At 59.9% G+C, this 20,857-nt stretch carries 17 protein-coding genes and 1 pseudogene; 6 read left to right on the plus strand and 12 right to left on the minus strand.

Going from position 1 to position 20,857, the window contains the following annotated elements; genetic code table 11:
- Positions 1–8: 8 nt before the first annotated feature.
- From PBDP_RS03890 to PBDP_RS30225, 3 genes and pseudogenes are all read right to left on the minus strand, one after another.
- Entirely contained in the window at positions 9–2,552 is a 2,544-nt protein-coding gene (locus tag PBDP_RS03890) for a Tc toxin subunit A (protein ID WP_212801841.1), read from the minus strand.
- Between the two features lie 254 nt (positions 2,553–2,806).
- Complete coding sequence (locus PBDP_RS30220) at positions 2,807–3,670, minus strand: methyl-accepting chemotaxis protein (protein WP_502936870.1); 864 nt, start codon at positions 3,668–3,670, stop codon at positions 2,807–2,809.
- 42 nt (positions 3,671–3,712) lie between these two features.
- Positions 3,713–4,726: pseudogene (locus PBDP_RS30225) on the minus strand (methyl-accepting chemotaxis protein); the annotation flags it as partial.
- A 307-nt stretch (positions 4,727–5,033) separates the two neighbouring features.
- Here PBDP_RS30225 and pmrG point away from each other — a divergent pair.
- Entirely contained in the window at positions 5,034–5,705 is a 672-nt protein-coding gene (gene pmrG, locus PBDP_RS03900; protein ID WP_371925587.1) for a lipopolysaccharide core heptose(II)-phosphate phosphatase PmrG, read from the plus strand.
- 24 nt (positions 5,706–5,729) lie between these two features.
- Positions 5,730–6,578, plus strand: coding sequence for a phosphatase PAP2 family protein (locus tag PBDP_RS03905; protein ID WP_109753425.1), 849 nt, complete (start codon positions 5,730–5,732; stop codon positions 6,576–6,578).
- 310 nt (positions 6,579–6,888) lie between these two features.
- Here the strand turns inward: PBDP_RS03905 and katG are convergent, their stop codons facing one another.
- On the minus strand, positions 6,889–9,153 hold the full coding sequence (gene katG, locus PBDP_RS03910) for a catalase/peroxidase HPI (RefSeq protein ID WP_212801843.1): 2,265 nt from the start codon (positions 9,151–9,153) through the stop codon (positions 6,889–6,891).
- 370 nt (positions 9,154–9,523) lie between these two features.
- On the opposite strand from katG, the gene PBDP_RS03915 reads away from it, so the two are divergent.
- Complete coding sequence (locus PBDP_RS03915) at positions 9,524–10,114, plus strand: hypothetical protein (protein ID WP_116834121.1); 591 nt, start codon at positions 9,524–9,526, stop codon at positions 10,112–10,114.
- Between the two features lie 50 nt (positions 10,115–10,164).
- Here the strand turns inward: PBDP_RS03915 and PBDP_RS03920 are convergent, their stop codons facing one another.
- Genes PBDP_RS03920 through PBDP_RS03945 form a run of 6 tightly spaced genes read right to left on the minus strand, consistent with a single transcriptional unit; the run spans position 10,165 to position 16,351 of the window.
- Entirely contained in the window at positions 10,165–11,679 is a 1,515-nt protein-coding gene (locus PBDP_RS03920) for an ABC transporter substrate-binding protein (protein WP_176688668.1), read from the minus strand.
- 28 nt (positions 11,680–11,707) lie between these two features.
- On the minus strand, positions 11,708–12,679 hold the full coding sequence (locus PBDP_RS03925; RefSeq protein ID WP_163855409.1) for an ABC transporter ATP-binding protein: 972 nt from the start codon (positions 12,677–12,679) through the stop codon (positions 11,708–11,710).
- Positions 12,676–13,662, minus strand: coding sequence for an ABC transporter ATP-binding protein (locus tag PBDP_RS03930; RefSeq protein WP_109753430.1), 987 nt, complete (start codon positions 13,660–13,662; stop codon positions 12,676–12,678). Before PBDP_RS03930 ends, PBDP_RS03925 begins: the two co-directional genes overlap by 4 nt.
- A complete protein-coding gene (locus tag PBDP_RS03935) occupies positions 13,659–14,516 on the minus strand; it encodes an ABC transporter permease (protein ID WP_109753431.1) in 858 nt (285 codons plus the stop codon). The genes PBDP_RS03930 and PBDP_RS03935 overlap by 4 nt, the downstream gene beginning before the upstream one ends.
- Entirely contained in the window at positions 14,513–15,460 is a 948-nt protein-coding gene (locus PBDP_RS03940; RefSeq protein ID WP_212801844.1) for an ABC transporter permease, read from the minus strand. Before PBDP_RS03940 ends, PBDP_RS03935 begins: the two co-directional genes overlap by 4 nt.
- Before the next feature lie 3 nt (positions 15,461–15,463).
- Positions 15,464–16,351, minus strand: a complete 888-nt coding sequence (locus PBDP_RS03945; protein ID WP_212801845.1) for a proline iminopeptidase-family hydrolase — start codon at positions 16,349–16,351, stop codon at positions 15,464–15,466.
- 164 nt (positions 16,352–16,515) lie between these two features.
- Between PBDP_RS03945 and PBDP_RS03950 the strand changes: the two genes are divergently transcribed.
- From PBDP_RS03950 to PBDP_RS03960, 3 genes are all read left to right on the plus strand, one after another.
- Positions 16,516–17,277: a LuxR family transcriptional regulator gene (locus PBDP_RS03950; RefSeq protein ID WP_135843586.1), complete on the plus strand. Its 762-nt coding sequence runs from the start codon at positions 16,516–16,518 to the stop codon at positions 17,275–17,277.
- Positions 17,278–17,367: 90 nt separating this feature from the next.
- The gene (locus tag PBDP_RS03955) at positions 17,368–18,267 is read left to right on the plus strand and encodes a proline iminopeptidase-family hydrolase (protein WP_212801846.1); all 900 of its coding nucleotides are present in this window, start codon (positions 17,368–17,370) and stop codon (positions 18,265–18,267) included.
- 379 nt (positions 18,268–18,646) lie between these two features.
- Entirely contained in the window at positions 18,647–20,128 is a 1,482-nt protein-coding gene (locus tag PBDP_RS03960; RefSeq protein WP_212801847.1) for a leucine-rich repeat domain-containing protein, read from the plus strand.
- A gap of 80 nt (positions 20,129–20,208) precedes the next feature.
- Here PBDP_RS03960 and PBDP_RS03965 read toward each other — a convergent pair whose 3' ends face one another.
- Both PBDP_RS03965 and PBDP_RS03970 read right to left on the minus strand, forming a co-directional pair.
- Positions 20,209–20,514 (minus strand): HigA family addiction module antitoxin, encoded by a 306-nt coding sequence (locus PBDP_RS03965; RefSeq protein ID WP_212801848.1) that lies wholly within the window; start codon positions 20,512–20,514, stop codon positions 20,209–20,211.
- Positions 20,515–20,522: 8 nt separating this feature from the next.
- Positions 20,523–20,801 carry a type II toxin-antitoxin system RelE/ParE family toxin gene (locus PBDP_RS03970; protein ID WP_212801849.1) on the minus strand — a complete coding sequence of 93 codons (279 nt, stop codon included), beginning with the start codon at positions 20,799–20,801 and terminating at the stop codon, positions 20,523–20,525.
- Positions 20,802–20,857 lie beyond the last annotated feature (56 nt).

Here is a 20,857-nt window from a genome sequence, read left to right on the forward strand (position 1 = left end):
GCCCCCCGTCAATGGCAGGCAGCGATCAGTGCTTGCCCAACGGTTTTCCAGTCTGATGCGGGGCTGGTGGTGCTCAGTTCCGTCGTCTTGAGCAGCAGGTTTGCCGACAACCCCGTGCTTACGCAGCATGCCTGGCAGCGCATGACCCAATCCACGGTTTCCATTGATTGCGCGCGTCTTGACGCCATTGACGCCGTCAGGGCGCTCACTTCTTCGGCGCTCCAATTCAACAGCTTGGCCAGCAGGCCATTGGCTTCTTTTTCCGAGTGTTGCGTGTCCTGATTGGCCACTTGCAGGTAGTGCAACAGGTTCTCTTCCGACTGGGCCTGATGGCGGGCGCAGTGGCTGAAGCATTCGAGCAGATACAGTGCTTCGGGCGTCAGGATTCTGGATAGGCGCGGGGCTAGCCACGTCGGGTTTTCCGTCAGCACCTTCAGCGTGCCGCTGCTCAAGTGCAAACGCTGGCAGGCCTCGGCGGTGCGCAAGACTGTCGCCAGCACATGGGGCATTGTTCCCGCAGAACCCTTGATGGCCTCGACGACCGCTATCGCATCGGTGCCGGCCATTTGCAATACACACGGGACGTATTCGGCGGACAGGTCCGCAATGTCATGCAGCAGCACCTCCACCCGATGCTGAGGGTCGTGGGCTGCGTGGGTGTCTGTCTGGAATTTCGCCAATCGGTTTTCCAGGTTCTGATTCAGCGCCAAGCCATTTGCGCTGGTTTCGAACAGGCGACACCATTGCAACACGTCCCGATTGTTTTGCCTGAGCCAGTCAACGGCCCAATCCATTGCCATCAGGACGTCGAGAATGTCCGGCTGGGTAGCGCCGACGGTTTTCAGCGCCCCTGTCACCAACGCCTTGCAGAAATCCTCCCCGCCGAGCAACCGGGCCAGCTCGGTGCATTCAAGAGGGGAGAGCCCGAACATCCGGGCGATACGGGCCTGGCGGTAAAGTGAAGAAACCGAGAGTAGATCGTATTCCAGCGAAACGTACTGGCTGGCCTGTTCCGTCAGCAGCAACAACGAATCTGGCGCCACGGGAAGTCCAAGGCCGGCGCTGAGGTAACTGAGAGTCTGCTCGTCCTTGGCGGTCAGGCTCAGCCTGGGGGCGTCCCACACAGGGCTTTTGAGCAGTTGGGTGCGATTGAACACCTGATCGAACAGCGGCACTCGATCGCCGCAAGCGTGGGTGGGCATGTCGTGCAGGAACGAAGCGAACTCTTCAGGCGCGATGCCACGGCGCTGGTTCAGGTACCGATAGACGCCCAGCGTGCGCAAGGTGTTGGCATTGAGCGCATCGACCCTTTCCGAGCGTTGGGCATTGGCGATCAGCGTGTCCAGTTCAGCAACAGCAATACCGGTCCAATGATGCAGACGGATCATTCGCTGCAAACGGTCGAAACGTTCAGGAGAACCGTTGGAAAAGACCCTCTGGTTCGCTTGGGTTTCAATCGTCAGGGCAGGGGCCGCTCCGGCGCCGTTGATGTAGCTGGCGCCGTAATTTGTCCGGGTAGACGCCGGACTGTCGCTCGACGTTCGCGGGCTACATTTGCCTTGCGCCAATAGCTGCTCGATCTGTTCCGTCGTAAGCCCAGTGCGCTCCTTGAAGAACTCAAGCTCACTCAAGCGTAGAAGGTTCTCGGTGCCATAGTTTGTTTTCAGTGTGCTGAGGTTGGTCTGCGAGGCGGTCGGTTCGATGAGCAGTGCCTGCTGCGCCGGGCTCAGCCCGGACAGGAGTTTTTGCGCCTCTTCAGGATTGACGAATACTTCCCCGTAAAGATTTCGCTCCTTTGAAAACGGCAGGTTCAGGCTAACCCGATAGTTCAGCTCGCCCAGCGTCGGCTTGCCTGCGCCCAATCCAAGCAAACATTGGTGATGATGGAGGTCGTAGGGCAGCGAGAAGGGATAATGTGTACTGGCGAGTACCTGGTGAACGCTCCTGTTCTTATCGGTTTTTGCCAGGTGCGCCTCGATATTGCTGCGCAGGGTGTCGTTGATGATGTCGAGCATCGGACGGGTAACGAAGGCACTCTGGCGATCGAGCATCAGTGCCTGGAGGTCCGGGCGCCGTTGCGCCAAGGTGACTCTGCTGGCGTGCGGTGACAGGTTTTCCAGCTCCCCGGCAAACAGATACAGCGCCCGCAGATACGCTACGGGCGAGTCGATTGCGGCGATATCACCCTCATTGCAGAACTGCTCCCAATTCTCTTCGAACAGCGCTTGATAGCCGGTGGGCACTGACGTTGAGCCTGCCTTCAGGCTGTGCTTGATACGTGACTTGTTGGCGCCGGACGATATTTGATGTTCCTGGTACAAGCGACTGATTTGCCGGGCATGGCTCGAAGCATTGTCGTAGGCCTGTTCACCGTCCGCGTCGCTATGCCTGGCGAGTTTCTCGGTGAACTGCGTCTTGCTCATGCGCACAATGTCGAATACCGACGTCACCCCCATTCGTAGCATGGCGGTTTTCAGTTCGGCTGTTGTGGCGTCCTCACCGTCTGGGGAGGTAACGAGCCTTTTCAACAGCGAGTCGTTGCTTACGTCCATGTGTTGTCATCTCCTGTTCGAGCGCAATGTGCTTGTTCAAGCGAAAACCGTACAGGAGCGTGCAGAGAAAGGCGGTAGGACTGGGGGCGGGGGATTTGTACGAAAGAGCGATTCGTGGGCTGCGCTGATGCAAATCCTGTGGGAGAGGGCTTGCTCGCGAAGGTGGTGGGTCAGTCAACTTCAATGCTGGCTGATCCGGTGCCTTCGCGAGCAAGCTCGCTCCCACAGTAGGTCATGCAAAATTGCGTCGGACGTTAGACGCGGAAGTGGCTCACCATCATCTGCAACTGATTACCCAGCCGCGCCAGTTCGACGCTGGACGCAGCGGTTTCTTCGCTGGCGGCGGCGGTCTGTTCGGACACGTCGCGCACGTTGATGATGCTGCGGCTGATCTCCTCGGCCACGGCGCTTTGCTGCTCGGCGGCGGCCGCGATCTGCTGGTTCATCGACTGGATGTTCGACACCGTGCGGGTGATGTTTTCCAGTGACGCGCCGGCCTTGCGGGTCAGGGCCACGCTGCTGTCGGTGAGGCTGCGGCTGTTGTTCATCACGGCGGCCACTTGTTGGGTGCCGTTCTGCAACCCGGCCACCAGTCCTTCGATTTCTTCGGTGGATTTCTGCGTGCGTTGGGCCAGGCCACGGACCTCGTCGGCCACCACGGCGAAACCACGCCCGGCTTCACCCGCACGGGCCGCTTCGATGGCGGCGTTGAGGGCCAGCAGGTTGGTCTGTTCGGCCACGGCCTTGATCACGTCCATGACGCTGCCGATCTTGTCGCTTTCCTGTTGCAGCACGGTCATGGCATCGGTGGAACGAATCACCTCGCTGGCCAGGCGTTCGATCTGGGCGATGGCTTCGCTGACCACCTGGTCGCCGGCACGGGCTTCGCCATCAGCGGCGGCGGCTGCCTGGGAGGCCTCTTCGGCGTTGCGCGCGACTTCCTGGACCGTGGCGGTCATCTCGTGCATGGCGGTCGCAACCTGGTCGGTCTCGACTTTCTGGTTGTTGACCCCGGCGCTGGTCTGCTCGGTCACGGCGGACAGTTCTTCGGCGGCGCTGGCGATCTGGGTCACGCCATCGCGGATGCCGCTGATCAGGTCGCGCAGCGTCACGCCCATGCGCGCGATGCCTTGTTGCAGCACGCCCAGTTCATCGCGGCGGGTGACGATGACCGTGTGCGACAGGTCGCCGCTGGCGATGCGTTCGACCACGGCCAGGGTTTCGCGCAGCGGACGGGTAATCTGGCGCGTGATGATCACGGCCGCAATGATCCCCACCAGCAACGCCAGCAGGGTGCTGACCAGTTGCAGGGTGCGCGCCTGGGCGCTTTCGGCGTCACGGCGGTCGAGTTGGATCTGGTACAGCTGCTCGCTCAAGGTCACGATGGTCGCGCCCTGGTCGGTCATTTCCTTGCGCGCCTGCACCACATCGGCAGTGGCTAGCTTGAAGGCCTGCACGGCGCTGCGGTATTGGGTCAGGGCGTTTTCCAGTTGGCGCAGTTCATCCTGGCGGGTGCTGGAGAAGTGTTCGTTCAGCGGCTTGAGCGAAGCGATGGCGGCGTCCAGTTGGGCGACGGCCTTGCGTTCGGTATCGGCGTTGCTGTTGGCGGTGTAGCCGCGCACTTCATAGCGGGCCAGCATGAAGGCTTGCTTGGCCTGGGTGATGGCCTGGAACTGCGCGAAACGCTCATCGCTGAGGGCCATCTGCCGTACGTCGGCGTCGATGGTCTCGATCAGCTTGTAGGCGATGTCGGCGTTCGTGCCCATGGTGTCGCGGGCGGTGTTGCCAGTGCGGTAGGCGCTGCGCATTTTGTTCAGGGACACCTGGTAGGCGCCGATGACCGCGCTCTGCTCCTTGAGCAGCTTGACGTTTTCCGGGCTCTTGAAACTGCTGAGCAGAGCGTTCTGTTGCGCCACGAAACCATCGAGGGTGGTCTGCACATTTTGTGCGGTGGTCTCGTCGCCGTTGGTCAGCATGTATTGCAAGCGCGTGATGCGCAGTTTGGTCAGGCCGGCGTTGAGCTGGGTGATGTCGCTCATCCAGTTGCTGCGATTGATCAGCCCGTCCAGGCTCGTCCAGCCGGTCAGGGCCAGCAGGCAGGTCAATACCAGCACCAGGCCGAAGCCCAGACCCAATTTCATGTTGACGCTAATGTTGCCAAACCAGCTGTTCATCAATTCCTCCAGGAACGTTGTGCTGCTTATCGTCGGTACGCTGGAAGATTGTTGTTGTTAAGAGCCAGCAAGAGCATGTAACAGGGCTATATCGGCGGCGGGTTCAAGATCTGTAAGTTTTTTTCCGGGTATCTGTGGGAGCAAGGCTTGCCCGCGATAAAGGCGATGCGGTCTTTCAGGGCATCGAGGTGCCTGCTTCGCGTTCACCCCAAGCTTTTTTTCACATCGGTTTCACTGCCTGCCCACGTCGGCCTCTCTACTGTCGCGCCATCGAATGACTGGGTGGATGCCGTCGGGGCGGCTTGATGTGGAACTGAGACTGAGCCTTTTCGGCCTGACGCGCTCGATCGATACGCGCCGGTTTGCCCGTTACCGAAACGCCGTGGTCGTGCTGGCGTCGGCGCTGCTGGTCATCCCGTTGACCCTCTGGCTGCTCAGCCCAGCGGCGGTGCCGGACCTGGCCCATGGCAACATCGCTGGCGCCCGGGCCCTGGCCGATGGCTGGGCCAAGGGCGAGATGATCGTGCTGGTGCGCCATGTCGAGCGCTGCGATCACTCCAAGGCCGCGTGCCTGAACGATCGCGAAGGCATCACCGATCGGGCCCGTGCCGTTGCGGTGGGCCTCGGTGCCCGGTTCGAACAATTGGGCCTGGACAACGCCGACCTCTACAACAGCCCGTTGGTGCGCGCGACCCAGACGGCGGGGTACATGTTCAACAAGGTGGGCAGCGGTGACGATTGGCTGATCAATTGCCGGCATGACTTTCTGCGTAATGCCCTGGCCCATAAAGTGGCCGGGCGCAACCTGATCCTGGTCACCCACAGCGAATGCATGCAAGCGATGGAAACCGCGCTCCAGCGCCCGACCTCGGCGTTTGGCTATGGGGCTTCGTTGTTCGTTTCCACCGCCCAGCCACAAGCGCCACGGCTGCTTGGCTTTATCGAAGCGTCTGACTGGCGTTCGATGACTTTTCCGTAACTTTTCCCACGATTAGGACCGCCCATGCTGACGTCTGCTCGCGCCCGTTTCTACGGATTCAACCTCGGAATTCCGCTGGTCTGTGCGGCCGTGGTGTTCTTGCTGTTCGACATGACCCGCATCGACATCGCCATCAGCAATCTTTTCTACGATCCGCTGCACCAAGTGTTTCCGTTGGAACACGTGCGGCTGTTCGAGCAAATCACCCACAAATGGGCGAGGGTCATCCCGAACTGGACCGGCGAGGCGGCCATCGTCGGTGTGCTGCTGTCGTTTTTCTGGCCGATCTTCAAACCGCAAACGCGCCCTGGACTGCTTCGCCTATTGGATAAAACCCGACTGAGCAAGCCTCTACGTTTTGCCCACGAGCACCGTCGCGATTTTCTCTACGTGGTCTTCGCTTTTTCCCTCAGCACCGGGGTCATTCATTACCTCAAAGGCCATACCAGCGTGTATTGCCCGGTGGAAACCACCCAGTACGCTGGCAAGATCGAGCACAAGGAGTGGTTCCAGAATTTCGACCTGCTGAACGTCGCCGGTGACGGTCGCTGCTGGCCCGGCGGTCATGCCTCCGGTGGTTTCACGATGCTGGCGCTGTATTTCGTCGCCCGCCGCTACCGCTGGCGTCATTCCAAAGCCTTGATGCATGGGGCGTTGGCCTTGGGGTTTGTCTATGGCACCACGCGAGTCCTGCAGGGCTGGCACTACATGTCCCATACATTCTGGGCGGGGATTTTCGTCTGGTTGAGCTGTTGGCTGATGGCGCTGCTGTTTTATGGGCGAGCGGCCCTGGAACAACCGGTGTCGAAACCAGTGCAAGCGACGCTGGCGCCTGTCTTGCCTGCGTTGGGCAACGCACGTTCATCAACCTGAATGCCGGGCAAAAAAAAGCCCGCTGGGAGAGCGGGCTAAAACCTTAGTTTCTTGAATGAGCGAGGCGACTGTACCCAATCACGCGGGGGCGTGGGGTGAAGAAAAGTTCATGAGGTCGCTTCCTTGCCAGACCTCATGCCTAGTGGCCTGTGTGGCTAATTCGTGCACTCAACTTCGGCGCCAGTGCTTGCCAAGCTGCGTTACCATTCCTCGCCGTAGCGGGCTACGACTCGTCATGGCGCCTTGCCTGGCAATCACTGGCACTCGAATTTGAGTACTCGAATTAACCGTACAGGCCACTAGATTCTTCTCACCTGAGATCAAACCGATCCAGGTTCATCACCTTGACCCACGCCGCGATGAAGTCGTTGACGAACTGCTCCTTCGCATCCGCGCTGGCATAGACTTCGGCCAAGGCCCGGAGCTGGGCGTTGGAGCCGAAGACCAGGTCGACGCGGGTGCCGGTCCATTTGACCTGGCCGGTCTTGCGGTCACGGGCTTCGAAGGTTTCCTGGGTGTCGGAGAGCGGTTTCCATTCCACGCCCATGTCGAGCAGGTTGACGAAGAAGTCATTGGTCAATGCCCCGGGCCGTTGAGTAAAGACACCGTGCGCCGAGTGGCCGACGTTGGTATCCAGTACCCGCAGACCGCCAATCAACGCCGTCATTTGCGGTGCGCTGAGGGTCAGCAATTGTGCCTTGTCGATTAATAGTGCTTCGGCGGACACGCGGTACCGGCCCTTGAGGTAGTTGCGAAAGCCATCGGCGATGGGCTCGAGAAAACCGAACGACTCGACATCCGTCTGCTCCTGGCTCGCGTCCATGCGCCCCGGCGAGAACGGTACCGTCACGTTGACCCCGGCATTTTTCGCCGCCTGTTCGATGCCGGCACTGCCGCCCAGCACGATCAGGTCCGCCAGGGAGATTTTCTTGCCTCCGGACTGGGCACTGTTGAACTCGTTCCGGACCTTTTCCAGGGTCGCCAGCACTTGAGCCAGTTGGTCCGGCTGGTTGGCCGGCCAGTCCTTCTGCGGGGCCAGGCGCAGGCGGCCGCCGTTGGCACCGCCGCGCTTGTCGGAACCGCGGAAGGTGGATGCCGCAGCCCACGCAGTGGACACCAGCTGTGAAACCGACAGGCCCGAGGCCAACAGCTTGCCCTTGAGGGCGGCGATGTCGCTGTCGTTGACCAGGGCATGGTCGACCGCCGGGATAGGGTCTTGCCACAGCAGCTCTTCGTTGGGCAGTTCCGGGCCCAGATAGCGCGAGAGTGGGCCCATGTCGCGGTGGATCAGCTTGAACCAGGCGCGTGCAAAGGCGTCGGCCAATTGGTCCGGATTCTCCAGGAAGCGCCGCGAGATCTTCTCGTAGATCGGGTCGAAGCGCAGCGCCAGGTCGGTGGTCAGCATTGTTGGATTGCGCCGTTTGGCCGGGTCATGGGCATCGGGGATGATGCCCGCGCCCGCGCCGTTTTTCGGTGTCCACTGATGCGCACCGGCCGGGCTCTTGGTCAGTTCCCACTCAAAGCCAAACAGGTTCTCCAGATAGTTGTTGCTCCAGCGGGTGGGCGTGGTGGTCCAGGTGACTTCCAGGCCACTGGTGATGGTGTCGGGCCCCTTGCCGGTGCCGAAAGTGTTCTTCCAGCCCAGGCCTTGCTGTTCCAGGCCGGCGGCCTCGGGCTCGGCACCGACGTTGTCGGCGGGCCCGGCGCCGTGGGTCTTGCCGAAGGCGTGGCCGCCAGCAATCAATGCCACGGTTTCTTCATCGTTCATCGCCATGCGGCCGAAGGTTTCGCGAATATCCAGCCCGGCAGCGACCGGGTCCGGCTGGCCCTCGGGGCCTTCCGGGTTGACGTAGATCAGCCCCATCTGCACGGCGGCCAACGGGTTCTCCAGGTTGCGCCCCAGGTCGGTACGGCTTTCTTCATTGCCCGGTTCGGCCACCAGTTGTCCTTCACCGGGATCCTGCATGGCGGCTTTATCCGGTTTGCCGTAGCGGACATCGCCGCCCAGCCATTTGTTTTCGGAGCCCCAATAGACATCTTCATCCGGCTCCCAGACGTCGGCGCGACCACCGGAAAAACCGAAGGTCTTGAAGCCCATGGATTCCAGCGCGACGTTGCCGGTAAGGACGATCAGGTCGGCCCAGGAAATGTTGCGGCCATACTTCTGCTTGATCGGCCACAGCAACCGACGGGCCTTGTCGAGGCTGACGTTGTCTGGCCAGCTGTTGAGCGGGGCAAACCGCTGCTGGCCGGAGCCTGCGCCACCGCGCCCGTCACCGGTGCGATAGGTGCCGGCACTGTGCCAGGCCATGCGGACAAAGAGCGGTCCATAGTGGCCGAAATCCGCCGGCCACCAGTCCTGGGAGTCGGTCATCAGCGCCCGCAGATCTTCCTTCAGGGCTTGAAAATCCAGGCTTTTGAAGGCTTGGGTGTAGTTGAAGTCCTCGCCCATGGGGTCGGACAGCGAGGAGTGCTGGTGCAGGATCTTCAGATTCAGTTGGTTCGGCCACCAGTCACGGTTCGTTGTGCCACCGCCAGCGGCGTGATTGAACGGACATTTCGATTCATTTGCCATGAGAAGCTACCTTTGGTCGTATTCATCCAGCTATCCAGCCCGGCCGGGACCCGAATAGCGACAGGCGAAATAAATGACACAGGGCGCAGGGCTCACAGTTCGCTCAACTGATCGTCATGACCACGTGGCAACGCGAGAGAGCGGTCTAGCTGCCAGTACGGTGGCCCACGGCAAGCCCGGTACGTTCTGAACGCTTCGTATCTCTTTGTCAGGTTTCACGGGCCGGATTACACCAGCCTGAATTCAGGCTAGTCCCGCTTTGGCAGATAGCTAATAGGCGCAGTATTAACGGTCGATAGGGATAATCTTTTATCGAGGCCCAACGGCGAGGCAGATGATATGAATGGCGCCTGCCGTGACGGACCCAATAATGAACAAATACCCGCGCAGCACGGCCTTCCACGAAGCGGGGCATGCCCTGGCCTTTTGGTGGAACGGTCAACCGATAAAACGCATCACTGTGCGTACCAAGGTCGAGGCCTGCACGGGGCCCCTGTTCGACTTGCGCGGCAACCCGCAATACGCAGAAGGATTGGTTGAAGCGGACTACCTTGTCCCACGCCCGGCCTTCGACGCGCCGGGGATCGCTGAATACCTGCCCTCGATGGTCGATGCCATTGAGCGTGACCTGCTCCATTGCTTCGCGGGGCCCGTGGCCGAAGCGGTCTACCGGCACCGCAGGTCCGACCGGCTGATCAGGGGCAGCGGTCGAGGGGACCTTGACCGTGGGCAGGAATTGATCAGCCTGCTGCCACCGCGCAAGCTGCTCGACGCCCAAGCGCTGGCCATCGCCCGTTGCCGCCGCTTGATGCATCGATACTGGCCCGCCGTGTGTGCGGTGGCGGATCTTCTGCAGGCGCGCGGCATGGTCGAAGGCAACGTCGTGACGGCCCTGTTGTGCGAGATGACCGGGGAGCGACCGATGTCGCTTGGCCATCAAGTGGCAAGCCTCGACTCGTAATCAAGGCGTTGCCACTGGCCCTATCCGACTCGGATGAAAGCCACTGCTCGCTAGCGCTTCACCGTTTCCTCGAGAGAGAAGCGCCCCAGTGGGTTTTGTTGGAAGTGCTCGATGTTCTTGCGCGAAATATTGATGTACGGGCTGTAGTAGAGATCGATCCAGTTGACGTCCTGCTTGGCGATCGCCTGAAGGTCGGTATACATCTGCTTGCGCTTGGTCGGGTCTACTTCTACCCGCGCGGCCGCGACCAGATCCTTGACCTTGTCGTTCTTGTAGCGGGTCATGTAATTCATGTTGGTGTCATGTCCCAGCACGAAGGTGGTCTTCTGGTCCGGGTCGAGGATGTCGTTGGTCCAGTACATCACGGACAGATCGTAATCGCCGTCGATCAGCATTTGCCAACTCTGGGTTGGGTCGACCTTCTGCAACGTGGCTGTCACGCCGACCGCTGCGAGCTGTTGCTGGACCAGCACGGCGATCTGCTCGTCGGCTTCATTGCCCGCATTGACCACATAGTTGAGCTTCAGGCCTGAGGCGCCTGCATCCGCCAGCATTTTCCTGGCTTTTTCCGGGTCGTACGGGCGCTGCAGATTATCGGCATTGTGATAAAGCGCTCCTTTAGGAATGTAGGAATAAGCCACCTGGCCATGGCCGAACGTCACGGTATCGACCAGGGATTTCTTGTTGATCGCAAGGTCCAGGGCCTGACGTACTTCAGGCTTGCCCAGCAGTCCGTGCTCATGGTTGATCAGCAGATGATCCTCACGGGTGGAGGGATCCATGTGTACGACCAGGTTGGGATCTTTCTTCAGGGTTTCGACGCGCGAGAAGGGCACGAAGATCGCCGAATCCAGTTCACCGGCCTGTACCTTCAACATCCGCGTATTGTCATCCGGAATGGAGATCCATTCCACGCCATCCAGGCTCACCTTGTCGGCCTGCCAGAAGTTGGGGTTCTTCTCCAGCACCACACGATCTCCGCGTAGCCACTCCTTGACGATAAAGGCGCCAGAGGCAACGGGGTCCTGGGCGTAGGCTTCCTCACCCATTTTTTCCATGGCCTTTTGCGACAGAATGGAGACGTTGGGCAACGCCAACTGCGCAAGGAAGGGCACTGAAGGGCTCGTGAGTGTCACCACCAGTGTCTGCGGGTCGGGCGCTTGGGCCTTGTCGATAATCTTGTAGGAGTCGCTCCACAGCGACCCTTTGTTGTCGCGAATGCGCAACAGACTGAACGCTGCATCGCTGGCGGTAATCGGTGAGCCGTCGGAGAACTTGGCCGAGCGAAGTTTGAAGGTATAGGTCAGGCCATCGTCGGAAACGTGCCAGCTTTCGGCCAGCCCCGGTACCAGCTTGGTGCCGGTGTTGTCGACGCGCACCAATACGTCGTAAACATTGGAGAACACCCAGTTGTCACGGTTCTGCGCGCTTTTGATCGGGTCGAACGTCGTACTTTCTTCACGGCAACCGATGGTCAGCACGCCTGCTGCCTGGGCGACACCGGCGGCCAATGTACAAACGGTCAACGTCGCGGCGGTCAGCAACTTCAAATGTTTCGATCGCATGGTCAACTCCCTATTGATGAATGTTTTTTTAGAGCAATGGCTCTCCGAGCACACAGCTATAGCGATGCCCACTGATGTCATGGATGGGGGGCGGCGCTTTTGCGCAGATGGGTTGTGCATACCGGCAGCGCGGGTGAAAAGCGCAGCCGGATGGAAGGTTCAGGGGGCTGGGTGGCTCGCCAGGCAGGGGTTCGCTCAGCAACGATCGAGTCGGGTCGATGTGTGGAATGGACTGGATCAGCGCGACGGTATAGGGATGCCGCGGGCTACTGAAGACGGCCTCCGTGGGGCCTTGCTCGACGATCTCGCCGAGGTACATCACGGCGACCCGATCACATAGCCGCCGAACGATCGCCAGGTCATGGGCAATGAACACAATCGCCAGGTTCATGCGCTGCCGCAGCTCCAGCAGCAGGTTGATGATCTGTCCCTGGATGGAAACGTCCAGCGCGGCCACGCATTCATCGGCGATGATCAACCGTGGCTCGATGGCCAGTGCCCGAGCGATCCCCACACGTTGACATTGACCGCCACTCAACGAACCCGGTTTGCGGTTGGCCAGCTCCGGCCGCAGGCCGACCAGGGTCAGCAATTCATCGACCCGATGGCGAATCAGCGAGGCAGGGATCGCACATCGCACTCGCAACACTTCAGCCAGGGTGTCACCAATGCTCAATCGCGGATTGAGGGCGGTATAAGGATCCTGGAAAATCATCGCGGTTTCGTGGCGCAGTCGCTCGATGTCGATTCGCTTGCCTTGAACCATATCCACGCCATCGAACAGGATTTGTCCGGCGCTGGCCTCAGTGAGGCGCAAGATGGCTCGACCCAGGGTGCTCTTGCCGCTGCCCGACTCACCCACCAGCCCAAGCACTTCCCCGGTGGCCAGACTCAGCGATACGCCGTTGACGGCGTTCACCCATTGCCTGTTGATCCCGAACGGACCACTGCCAGGGGCGGCGAAGCGCACCCGTAGATCCTTGACTTGCAACAGGGTCATGACGAGGCTCCCACGGGTAGCGGGTAATGGCAGGCGACTCGGTGTGCCTCGGCTGTGACTTGCATCTGTGGCAACAGCCGCGTGCACTGGCTGCCCTGCTGAAGGCAGCGTGGATTGAAGCGGCAACCGGTGGGCAGCGCATCCAGCAGAGGAGGCTGGCCGGCGATGGTTTTGAGCATGGCATGGCCGCTGCTGGTAGCCGGTTGGCAGTCGATCAGGGCCGCCGTATAGGGATGTCGTGGGTGAGCCAGCAGATCAAGCTTGTTGCCGTGCTCGCAGAGCCGCCCGGCGTACATTACCGCGATGGAGTCACAGGTCTGGGCGACGACCCCCAGGTCGTGGGTGATCATGATGATTGACAGGCCACGTTGGTCGCGCAAATCCAGGAGCAGGCGCAGGATCTGTGCCTGTACCGTGACATCCAGGGCGGTGGTCGGTTCGTCGGCGATCAGCACCTGGGGGTTGCAACCTAATGCCACGGCGATCATGGCGCGTTGACGCATGCCACCGGAAAACTCATGGGGATAACTGTCGACCCGCCGTAGCGGATCGGGAATGCCCACCTGGCGTAACACATCAATGGCCTTCGCCCGTGCTTCGCGTTTGGACGCCCCCTGATGCAGGCGTATGCCCTCGCCGATCTGTTCGCCGATGCGCATCAACGGGTCAAGATGACTGCCGGGATTCTGAAAGATCATCCCCAGCCGTCGACCTCGTATGCCTCGCATGCCGGCTTCATCCAGCGACAGCAGGTCCTCACCGGCAAGGCGCACGGCCTTGCCCTGGACCCGGAGGTTTGAAGAGGGTAGCAAGCGCATCAAGGCCCGGCAGGCCATCGTCTTGCCTGAACCGCTTTCACCCACCAGACCGAGGATTTCGCCTTCGGCCAGGTCAAATGACACACGATCCACCAGCGTGACTTCGCCCTCACCGTGGCCGGCGATCACGCTGAGGTCCTCGACGTGCAACACCGGTGTGCTCATGGGCGCTCTCCGAGGTGCTCGGCGACACCGTCGGCCAGCAGACTGAAGCCCATGGCCAGGGTGACGATCGCCAGTCCCGGGAAGGTGCTGATCCACCAGGCATTGGTGATGAAACTCTGGCCCTCGGCGACCATCGTGCCCCACTCGGCGGTGGGTGGCTGAACCCCCAGGCCGAGGTAGCTGACCGCCGCCCCATTGAGCAGTACCAGCACCGCGTCGGACATGGAGAACACGATCGAACCGAACATGGCATTGGGCAACAGGTGCCGAAACAGAATGCGTCCATGACCGAAGCCCAGGCTTTTGGCCGCCAAGGCGAAATCGCTTTCCTTGAGCACCAGAATCTGCGAACGGATCAGCCGTGCATAGGACACCCATCCCACCAAAGCCATCGCAATATAAAAGCTGCTCAGGCCGGGGCCGAGGATGGCCATGATTGCCAACATCAGCACCAGGAAGGGGAAGGCCAGGATAATATCGATCAGGCGCATGCAGATCGTGTCGAACCGGCCACCGATATAGCCGGCCAAGGCGCCGATGCAAGTACCGATCAAGAACGGGAAAATCACCCCGATCACGGAAATCTGCAAGTCGATGCGCGCGCCCCAGATCACTCGGGAAAGAACGTCGCGGCCGAAATTATCCGTGCCGAACGGATGGGCCAGGCTCGGCCCCAGCAGGCGGATATCGGTGTTCTGGGCAATCGGATCGAAGGGCGCGACCCAGGGTGCGAAGAGTGCGAGCAACAGCCAGGCAAACAGAATCGCCAGGCCCAGCGCGGTGGCCGGGCGACCGTTGCGCAAGCCGAAACGCAGCGCAAGACGCCAGGTGGGACTGATGATCTGGCCACTCATCGCATGTTCACTCGCGGATCAATCATCACGGTCAGCACATCGGCGAGGAAATTGACCGTGACGGTGGCGAGGGCCAGCACCATGGCCACGCCTTGGACCACCATGTAGTCACGGGTAAAGATGCCGCGCACCAGCAATTGGCCGATGCCGGGAATGGCAAACAGACTTTCGATGACCACCGTGCCGCTGATCAACCAGCCGATGTTCACCGCCAGCAGGTTGACCGCCGGCACCAGGGAGTTGGGCAGTACATGCCGATGAAATATCGCCCGCTCGGACAAGCCCCGGGCCCGTGCGGCGGTGGCATGATCGGCTTGTAGCTCCATGAGCATGCTGGCGCGCAGATTGCGCACCAGAACGGCGGAGAGTGCCAAGGCAATGGTCAGGCACGGCAAAACCATGTGATGCAGTTTGTCCCACCCTGTACGTCCATAGCCTGAGACCGGGAACAGCCCCAACTGCACGCTGAGCAGCAGGATCAACATGATGCCTAGCCAAAAAGCCGGCATGCCGAGCCCTGCCGTGGTGAACAGGCGAATCAGGTGATCCGGCCAGCCGCCCTTGTTGCGCGCCGCCACCGTTGCCAGCGGCACAGCAATCAGCAGCGCCAGCAGTACGCTGCCGAGCACCAGGAACAGGGTTGGCTCAATGCGGGTACTGATCAACGTCAAGGCATCGACTTTGTAGAGCAGCGATTGGCCGAGATCGCCTTCGAGCAGGTTCTTGAGAAAGTAGAAGTACTGCATCCACAGCGGCTGGTCGAGACCGTACTGGGCTCGAATCCTGATCAGCGCCTCCGGCGTGCTGCGCGAGCCCAGCAGTGCCCGGGCGGGATCCCCGGGGATTGAGCGTACGAGCACAAAGGTGATCATGCTGATGCCAAACAGCACCGGCAATAGCTGTAGCGGGCGCGACAGTATGAAACGGTAGCGCGCCAGGTTCATGGGCTAGTTCCGATGACGGTACAGAAAATCCAGCAGGACTGGGAAATAGGCTTGGGGCTCTTCGTAGAACGGCATGTGGCTGCTGTTGGGGAACACATTCAGTTGTACATCCTTGAGCGCCATTTTCATTCGCATTGCGCAGGCTGGCGTCAGTTCATCATGTTGACCGGTGGTGATCAGCACAGGCATTTCGAAGCCGGTCATCTGTTCGATGCGATTCCAGTCCTTGAGATTGCCGGTATAGAGAAATTCGTTGGGGCCCTGCATGGTCATGTAGGGCCCCATGTTCCAGTCGCCCAGGGAGCGTGTCACCGGTGCTGGCCACTCGTCCAGACGGCAGACATGACGATAGTTGAGCAGGGTGATGGCCGCCTGGTATTGCGGATGATCCAGGGTGCCCAAGGCTTCATGGCGCTGCATCATCGCGACGGTCTCACTGCCCAGGGCCGCCCGCAGACGCTCGAGCTCCAGGGACAGGTGAGGGATATCGCCGGCGGTATTTTCCAGGATCAGGGTTTTCAGCGATTGGGGGTGATGAATGGCGTACTCGATCGCCAGCCAGCCACCCCAGGAGTGCCCTAGCAGGTGCACTTTGCCCAGGTCGAGGGCCTGGCGGACGGTCTCTACCTCCGCCACATAACGAGTGATGTCCCACAGGGATTCGTCAGTCGGCCTGGCCGAGGCACCGGTACCCAACTGATCGAAAGCGATGACCCGCAAGCCCTTTTCCTTGAGCCAGCCGTGGCTGTCACGCAGATAATCGCAAGGCAATCCCGGGCCGCCATTGAGGCACAACAGCACCTCGTCGCCGTCGCCAAAGCCATAGGCCACCAGATGATGACCGTCGACTTCCAGGTCGTATCGCTGGTCCGGCTCGATCTCACGCCACATCATTGCTCTCCTGCTCAGGTGCCGCTCTTTGGCTAAACCTTACCGAGGAAGCTATGCGCCCATAAGCTAGCAATTCTTATAGGTTTGATCTGGCATTCCCTCGCTCAGGCGTGGCATTCTACTTGCACGATTTCAGGATTGAAATTAATAAGGGAGCTGAATGGATGCAGGCCAAGCTGTCTGACTTCAATACCCGTCTTTTGTCTGGCAGGAGCCTGGACGAGCAGATGGATAACGCCCTGGGGATGGCCCAGGCGTTAGGCTTTGAAGCCTTGGTGTACGACTACAGTCCGGTGCCGCTGGATCATGATGGGGCACTGATCACCCCGACTGTGCTGAAGTTGCGCAATACTCCCCGTGATTGGCACTCGCTCTGGTGTGAAGAAGGTTATTACCAGATCGACCCCGTCCAGCATCTGGCAATCAATGCCATTTCTCCTTTTGTCTGGTCCTATCGACCGGAGGCCGACACGGTGCTGCAGCCGTTCATCGGCCAGAGTCATGCACCGGTGGTGAGCTATCTGCAGGATTCGCGCATGACCTGTGGCGTGACGGTGCCGATGCATTTGCCCAAAGGCGGCTTTGCGACATTGACCGGGCTGCGCGCCGATACGAAGGGGAGCACCCTGCAGGATGTCCGGCAAACGCTGGGCGACTTCAGTCTGATTTCCCATGCCCTGCAAGAGGCGGCTTTTCCGCTGCTCGTCAAGGAAGCCCGCACATGCCCGGTTCGCTTGACCAAACGCGAGCGTGAGTGTTTGCGATTAGCCGCTGAAGGGTTGACGGCGGCGGACATCGCCAGGCAACTGAATCGCTCCTTGGCCACCATCACCCTCCACCTGACTTCTGCAATGCACAAGCTCGGCGCCAGGAATCGGGTCCAGGCCGTGGTCAGGGCAGTGCATTATCGGTTGCTCGATAGCTGAAGTCGGGCAAAAACCTATCTGTTTCTCTAGTTATTCCGCTGGCCAGTCCCCGGTATCGTGTGCCGCAGGATTTCTAGGGGGCGGCACGAAATGGATCTTCCCGTAACACACGAAGGCTTTGCGCCTTTCGGTCCGTATCAGACCTGGTATCGCATCACTGGCGATTTCAGCAGTGGCCGTACGCCGCTGCTGATCCTGCATGGCGGCCCGGGCTGTACACACGATTATGTCGATGCTTTCAAGGATATTGCCAACAGTGGCTATCCGGTGATTCATTACGACCAACTGGGTAATGGGCGTTCCACCCATCTTCCGGAAAAAGACCCCTCGTTCTGGAACGTGGCGCTCTTTCTCGATGAGTTGGGGAACCTGCTGGATCATCTGGGCATTCGCGACAATTACGCACTTTTGGGGCAATCCTGGGGCGGCATGTTGGCCAGCGAACATGCGGTGCTCCAGCCTGCGGGCTTGCGCGCGTTGATCATCGCCAACTCCCCGGCGGACATGTCCACCTGGCTCCTTGAAGTCAATCGCTTGCGCCAGCTTCTACCCATTGAGGTGCAGCAGACACTGCTCAAGCACGAGCGGGCTGGAACCTTGACGTCTACCGAGTACTTTGAGGCCGCTCGGGTTTTCTACGACCGTCATGTCTGCCGTGTCACGCCCTGGCCCGAAGAGGTCGCCCGTACCTTTGCCCAGATCGATGCCGATCCTACCGTTTATCACGCCATGAACGGCCCCACCGAGTTCCATGTGATCGGCAGCATGAAGGACTGGTCCATCACCGATCGCTTGCCTCGCATCAGGGTGCCGACCCTGTTGATTTCAGGCCGATACGATGAAGCGACGCCGTTGGTGGTCAAACCCTATGTGGATCATGTGCCCGACATTCGCTGGGCGTTGTTCGAACACTCCAGCCATATGCCCCATATCGAGGAGCGGATGGCTTGCATGGGAACTGTGGTGAGTTTCCTGGATGAGTGTTTGTAGGCGTCTGCGCAATCCGAGCAGTCGTTTTGTGTTGTGTTTTTCGACGCGTCCTGTGAGACGCGTCTCTTTTTTCAGTGGAAAATTCCCGCTCTCTTGAACCGAAAGCGATATGCAGGGTCTGGTGTCCGCGCATTGCTGTGCATGCCTGCTGTCATTTCTGTATCGAGGGATCGAACATGTCCGTATTCGCCTTAGGGACGAGGCTAGTTGTACGGCTTCGAACCAGCCGCCCATTCGGCACATCGTCATGACTAGAGAAGCGCCCTCGCTACGGAAGATGAAGACGGCTTGGCGCGACCCAACCCTGGCAGGCTCTTCAGCAGGACCCTTTTTTATGCTTCCCTAACAGTCATATTCTCTTTTTGCAGATTCCTAGACCGTGCAGACCCCCAACCGCAACGCTCTAATCACCCAACTCACCACCAACCCCGATGACATCACCGCACGCGCATCGCTCTATCGCGATCTACTCGACACCGGGGAGGCGTCACTGGAAGGTTTACGCGTCGCGGCGGGCCTGGGCGATCCGGCCGCAAACGTGGTGATGGCTCAACTGAACACCACGGCCCATACAAATCGCCCCGGGCCAATGCTCTCGCAACTGCGTGGCTTGCCGGTAGACCATCTGGAGTTGAACAACGCCGAGCCGCAGTGGTGTGACGCCCTGGCCGGGCTGCCCCTGCGCACGTTGGTGCTCAACAGCCCGAGGTTTATCTGCGGCCCGGAGATGTGGCAGCGTTTGCCCGCCAATGCCCTCGAAACCTTGGAAGTCAGCAACTTTTCCCGCGACGACAACGCCCACTGCCTCCCGTCGCCCACACGCTTGCGCCGGTTGAAGTTGCAAACCTACGGTGAAGACTTCGACGACAGTTTTCTCCGTCAACTGAGCGACAGCCCGTTGCAGGAATTGTCGTTGAACCGTTGCGATGAGATGACCGACGACGGCCTTCGCGCACTGTCACGCCTCAAGCTGCGATCACTGACGTTGCAACGGGTGAGTGAATTGACGTCCCGTGGCATGGCGCACCTGGCAAGTCATCCCCTCGAACAGTTGTCCCTCAGTGGCAGCGGCGCGATCCTCGACGATCCGTCCTGGCTTCGCGACCTGACGGGGTTGCGCTCGTTGAGTCTGGATGACTGTTACGCAAGCGAGAGCGTGTTGCAGGTGATTCGGGAACTGCCTCTTGAAAGGCTTTCGCTCCAATCTGCGTTCATCTGCGAAGACGATCTGGAAATACTGGAAGGCATGCCGCTTGCGGACCTGGACCTCAAGTGCCTACGACAGGTGATCGAGCGGCTCGATGTGCTGCACGGGTTTCCGCTCAAGCGATTGGGACTCTCCGATGTGCAGGGTGTCTGCGCGAGTACGTTGAGTGATCTGCGTGGATTGGAGTTGGAATCCCTGGACCTGTCCTTGAACGACATCACTTGGAAGGAGCTGAAACAACTGGCTGGCCTGCCGCTTAAGCGGCTCAATCTGAGTTTTTGTCAGGGCGTCGACGGTAAGGTCTTGCGCAAGCTCACCGAGTTGGGATTGCCGTTGGAGCAACTTGAAATAAGTGGTCTGAACCTGCGCGACGCCGACTTGGCCTGTTTGCGGGACCTGCCCCTGCAGCGCCTGAGTCTGTATGACAGCCCTTGGCTGACTGACGCGGGGGTGGCCCATCTCGCAGGCATGCCGCTGCGGGACCTGACGCTTGGGGCTGATCCAGGGGCATCGCGGATCACGTCGGCCGTGGTGCCTGTGTTGGAGCAACTGCCGCTGCAAGCACTGTGGTTGCCTAACTGCGCCGGGATCGATGCAAACGGTTGGGATCGCTTGGCCAGGTTGCTAGCCCGGGTGACGGGGCCTGGGATCTGATACTGGGGGACCGTCGACTTGATTTTACGGCCCAATAAAAAGCCCAGCTATATGGCTGGGCTGAGACTTCTTTTCTGCAGCTACGCGCAGTGAGGAATCTTCTCGACTTCCCTGTAAATCTGCTCCCCTTTTGCAATCTCAGCGGTACGTAAATCATACGCAGTCTGCAAATTCAGCCAAAACTGCGCCGACGTTTCCAATGCAGCTGCCAGGCGCAAAGCCACATCTGCACTAACGCTACGACGCATCAATACGATGTCGTTTACTGTCGGGGCAGACACGTGCAAAGCCCTCGCGAGCGCAGCGGCCGTAAGGCCAAGCGGTTCCAGATACTCTTCCTTGAGAATTTCTCCAGGGTGTACGGGCCTCATGCCATTCTTAAACATGACTCACCTCAGTGATAATCTACGATTTCTACATTTTCGGGGCCGTTGGCGCCCCAGATAAAACAGATCCGGTACTGACCGTTAATCCGGATGCTGTGTTGGCCTTCCCTGTCGCCATGCAACTGCTCCAGCCGGTTTCCAGGTGGGGAGCGTAGGTCGTTGAGATCGACCGCCGCATCGAGCATGCTCAGCTTTCGTTCCGCCACTGAAAGGATGGCGGCCCAGCGCCGGGTTTTGCCGGTTTCAAAAAGAGTTTGGGTGTCGGCGCATCTGAAGCTTCTGATCATAGCTTAATGCTTAACGTTATTCGTTAAGGTGAGTCTACATCGTTTGCAGGGATACT

The sequence above is a fragment of the Pseudomonas sp. St290 genome (assembly GCF_018325805.1).
GTDB classification, from domain to species: domain Bacteria; phylum Pseudomonadota; class Gammaproteobacteria; order Pseudomonadales; family Pseudomonadaceae; genus Aquipseudomonas; species Aquipseudomonas bijieensis.

Coding starts and splice junctions, on each gene's coding strand:
- PBDP_RS03890 (WP_212801841.1), bottom strand. CDS start 2,552: ATGGACGTAAGCAACGACTCGCTGTTGAAAAGGCTCGTTACCTCCCCA.
- PBDP_RS30220 (WP_502936870.1), bottom strand. CDS start 3,670: ATGGGCGTGACGCTGCGCGACCTGATCAGCGGCATCCGCGATGGCGTG.
- PBDP_RS03905 (WP_109753425.1), top strand. CDS start 5,730: ATGCTGACGTCTGCTCGCGCCCGTTTCTACGGATTCAACCTCGGAATT.
- katG (WP_212801843.1), bottom strand. CDS start 9,153: ATGGCAAATGAATCGAAATGTCCGTTCAATCACGCCGCTGGCGGTGGC.
- PBDP_RS03915 (WP_116834121.1), top strand. CDS start 9,524: ATGAACAAATACCCGCGCAGCACGGCCTTCCACGAAGCGGGGCATGCC.
- PBDP_RS03920 (WP_176688668.1), bottom strand. CDS start 11,679: ATGCGATCGAAACATTTGAAGTTGCTGACCGCCGCGACGTTGACCGTT.
- PBDP_RS03925 (WP_163855409.1), bottom strand. CDS start 12,679: ATGACCCTGTTGCAAGTCAAGGATCTACGGGTGCGCTTCGCCGCCCCT.
- PBDP_RS03930 (WP_109753430.1), bottom strand. CDS start 13,662: ATGAGCACACCGGTGTTGCACGTCGAGGACCTCAGCGTGATCGCCGGC.
- PBDP_RS03935 (WP_109753431.1), bottom strand. CDS start 14,516: ATGAGTGGCCAGATCATCAGTCCCACCTGGCGTCTTGCGCTGCGTTTC.
- PBDP_RS03940 (WP_212801844.1), bottom strand. CDS start 15,460: ATGAACCTGGCGCGCTACCGTTTCATACTGTCGCGCCCGCTACAGCTA.
- PBDP_RS03945 (WP_212801845.1), bottom strand. CDS start 16,351: ATGTGGCGTGAGATCGAGCCGGACCAGCGATACGACCTGGAAGTCGAC.
- PBDP_RS03950 (WP_135843586.1), top strand. CDS start 16,516: ATGCAGGCCAAGCTGTCTGACTTCAATACCCGTCTTTTGTCTGGCAGG.
- PBDP_RS03955 (WP_212801846.1), top strand. CDS start 17,368: ATGGATCTTCCCGTAACACACGAAGGCTTTGCGCCTTTCGGTCCGTAT.
- PBDP_RS03965 (WP_212801848.1), bottom strand. CDS start 20,514: ATGTTTAAGAATGGCATGAGGCCCGTACACCCTGGAGAAATTCTCAAG.
- PBDP_RS03970 (WP_212801849.1), bottom strand. CDS start 20,801: ATGATCAGAAGCTTCAGATGCGCCGACACCCAAACTCTTTTTGAAACC.